Source organism: bacterium (assembly GCA_012517375.1).
GTDB lineage: Bacteria > Hydrothermota > Tepidihabitantia > B3-TA06 > B3-TA06 > JAAYVC01.
Map to the genome: position 1 here is coordinate 1 of JAAYVC010000125.1, position 3,082 is coordinate 3,082.

At 44.4% G+C, this 3,082-nt stretch carries 3 protein-coding genes; all 3 read left to right on the top strand.

The annotated features are described in order from the left end of the window. The coding region (locus GX441_12825; GenBank protein NLI99522.1) for an undecaprenyl/decaprenyl-phosphate alpha-N-acetylglucosaminyl 1-phosphate transferase at positions 1–799 on the top strand (799 nt) is incomplete at its 5' end. Further along, the gene (locus GX441_12830; protein ID NLI99523.1) at positions 796–2,079 is read left to right on the top strand and encodes an NAD(P)-binding protein; all 1,284 of its coding nucleotides are present in this window, start codon (positions 796–798) and stop codon (positions 2,077–2,079) included. The genes GX441_12825 and GX441_12830, both read left to right, overlap by 4 nt. After that, positions 2,072–3,082, top strand: a 1,011-nt coding sequence (locus GX441_12835; protein NLI99524.1) for a glycosyltransferase, incomplete at its 3' end; no start/stop codon positions are given. The genes GX441_12830 and GX441_12835, both read left to right, overlap by 8 nt.

Below are 3,082 nucleotides of genomic sequence, written 5' to 3' on the forward strand. Positions count from 1 at the left end.
GAACTGGGCGCTCTGGGCAATCTTGATTGCGGTAACGGCGTGGGCGCTCGTCATTCTTGGAACAATTGACGACATAAGACCCCTCCGCTGGTGGATAAAACTCGTATGCGAATTCATCATAGCAGGATCGGCGCTGCCTTTCGTATTCAAATCGCTGAACATGAATCCTCATCCTTTAGTAATCGTTATGGCTGTCGTATTCATTGTCCTTCTAACGAACGGGTTAAATATAGTTGACGTTGCAGACGGACTTGCCGGAACTATTGGAATATGTTCGTCACTCGGTTTGTTTGCATCAATGCTTATTCTACCAGTAGGCTCTACGGTTTTTATGGCACCATTGATTCTTTCCGCCGTGCTGCTGGGATTCCTTATTTTCAACTGGCAACCTGCCAGCATATATCTTGGCGACGGAGGCAGCCTTCCCCTGGGCTATGTGGCGGGTGTGATGATAATCATATTCATTACCTCAGGCAGCCAGATATTTAACCGATTATTAATATCATTTTCACTCGTCAGCCCGGTTCTTTTCGAAATTGCCCTGGTATGCTTTCACAGGATAAAAAACAGACAGTTGCCGTTTCGCGGCAGCCCCGATCACTTTGCATTAAGACTTTCCAAGATAGGCTGGAAGGCTCCTGCGATTGCGCTAAGCGTTATCGGAGTGTACGTTCTGCTCTGGGCTTCCCTGGGCATTGCTTATCTAAAGCCTGTATTTTCTTATACTTACGTGGCAATAGTTGCAGTCTTCTACTTGACATGTTTTGTTTTGCTTTCGGGAATAAAGGTGCGGGAATGAGAAAACCTGTAGTAATTATCGGAGCCGGTCTTGCCGGTCTTTCAGCTGCATGGAAACTGAAAGACGGTTTCGAGCTGTTTGAAGCCGAAGATGAAGTCGGCGGTGCCGCAAGGACTATTTCTCACTCGGGTTTTCGGTACGACCTTGGTCCTCACGTTCTTTACTTTAAAGACCAGGGTATAAGGGAATGGGTGGAAAGAATCCTTGAAGGAAGGTGGGACTCCCAGCGCAGAAGAGCAAGGGTCAGAATCGAGAATGAGACAGTGGATTACCCGATTCAGGAGGGCTTTATGGCGTCGCCAAAACTGAAAGCTCTCTTTCTTGAGGACATGCTTGAATCTGACGGTAAGGTTGATGGGGATTCGACATTCACAAAGATAGCGAACGCAAAGTTCGGAAAGGCTATGGCAGAAAGCTTTTTCATTCCATATAACTCGAAGTTGTTCTCGCATCCGCTCGATGAGATGGACTCAAGGACTGCAAACACGTTTCTTCCTTCTTTCCCCAAGGAAGACCTTCACCATCTCTCCCATGTTGCGATAAAGAGAAGAGGGCTAAATGCCAAATTCTACTACCCATCGAAAGTTGGAATCGGGACGCTTCCGCACTCGATAGTTAATAACTTGGGAAAAGACATCCGGTTAAGCACAAGGATTGCAGCAATCAACTCTAAGGAGAAATGGGTCGAGACTGAAAAAAAAGAAAGGGTTTTCTATTCCGGATTGATAACTACCATTCCGCTACCGGAATTTTTGAGCCTTTGCGTCGATTCTCCGGAATCTGTTCGTGATTTAAGGCATTCACTGAAAAGCTCGGGCATGACTTTCGTACACTTTGCACTCTCCAAAAACCTCGCTGACGATTCCCATTGGACATACTATCCGAGTCCAGATTTGGCGTTTCACCGCACTTCTATCCCAGCGAATTATTCAAAGGATATGGCTCCATCGAATAAATGCGGAATAGTAACGGAGGTTGCCTTCAAATCCGACATTATCCCTGATTTCAGTGCAATCCTCGAGAAGACAAAAAAAGACATTCTTAAGATCGGAGTGATAGGCTCCTTTGCAGAGCTCTTTTCGCATGATTCAAAGATCTTGAGATACGCTTATGTCTTTCCTACCAAGCACAGCGAGGATGCAAAAAAAACAATCCACGCTCATTTTGGGAAATATGGCATTGAATTTGCAGGCCGATACTCAAGATGGGAATACGGAAATATGGAATCTGTCATAGTTCAGGGATTTGAGGCCGCAACAAGGATAAGAGATTGTGATTGAAACCATCTGTCGCATTGTCTTCTGGGTATGTATAGGACTTTACGCTTATATACTTATCGGTCACGGCCTTCTGCTCGCTTTTCTCAGCTTATTTTTCAAGAAACCTGTGAAGAAGAAAAATATAACCCCACATGTCTGTTTTATAATACCTGCCTACAACGAAGAGCGGTTAATCGAAATGAAGATACAAAACACACTTGAGCTCGACTATCCGGCAGACAAGCTTGAGATTGTCATCGTTTCTGATGCAAGCAGCGATAGAACGGATGAAATCGTCAGAAAGCATTCTCATAAGAATAAAAGAATAAAGCTTTTAAGACAACAGTGCCGCCAGGGAAGAACTAATGCCATCAATCTTGCCTTTGAAAAAAACAAAACTGAAATATTCGCGATCTCGGATGCGGATATTATGCTTAAGAAAACAGCTCTGACCGAATTAGTAGCCAATTTCACGGATCCGACTGTCGGAGCGGCAACGGCAAGATTTATAGGATTGGAAACGGGCCCGAAAGCAGGAAATCATAATTATTGGGGTTACGAACAATTGATGCGCCATCTCGAAAGTTCAATTTTTTCAGTATCTTTTATCTCAGGAGCCCTTAACGCCTTACGCAGCGAGCATGTCGGTAAATCACCGCCAGATGTCACACACGATCACTACACGCCGGCATACATTGCTCAAAAAGGTCTAAGAACCATTTATGAACCTCTCGCTATCGCGTATGAAACATACGAAAGGTCTCACCGTAAAGAATTCGCAATTGGCGAACGAACATTGTTAATGGGTATTAACTTCATGCGAGATTTTCCTCGTATTCTCGACGTGTGCAGACATCCTTGGTTTATATTCAATCTACTTTTCCGAAAGATTCTGCGATGGTTCTCGCCTTTGTTTTTGCTTATATCGTGGATAGCTTCGCTATTTATAATCACCGAGCCATGCCCTCTTGCGTACATTATCCTGACAGGTCTTGGACTTTTATTTATGGTTTTGTATGTTGCA

Bases quoted from the DNA above. Each gene is read 5' to 3' on its own strand.
- GX441_12830 (NLI99523.1), top strand. From the start codon at position 796: ATGAGAAAACCTGTAGTAATTATCGGAGCCGGTCTTGCCGGTCTTTCA.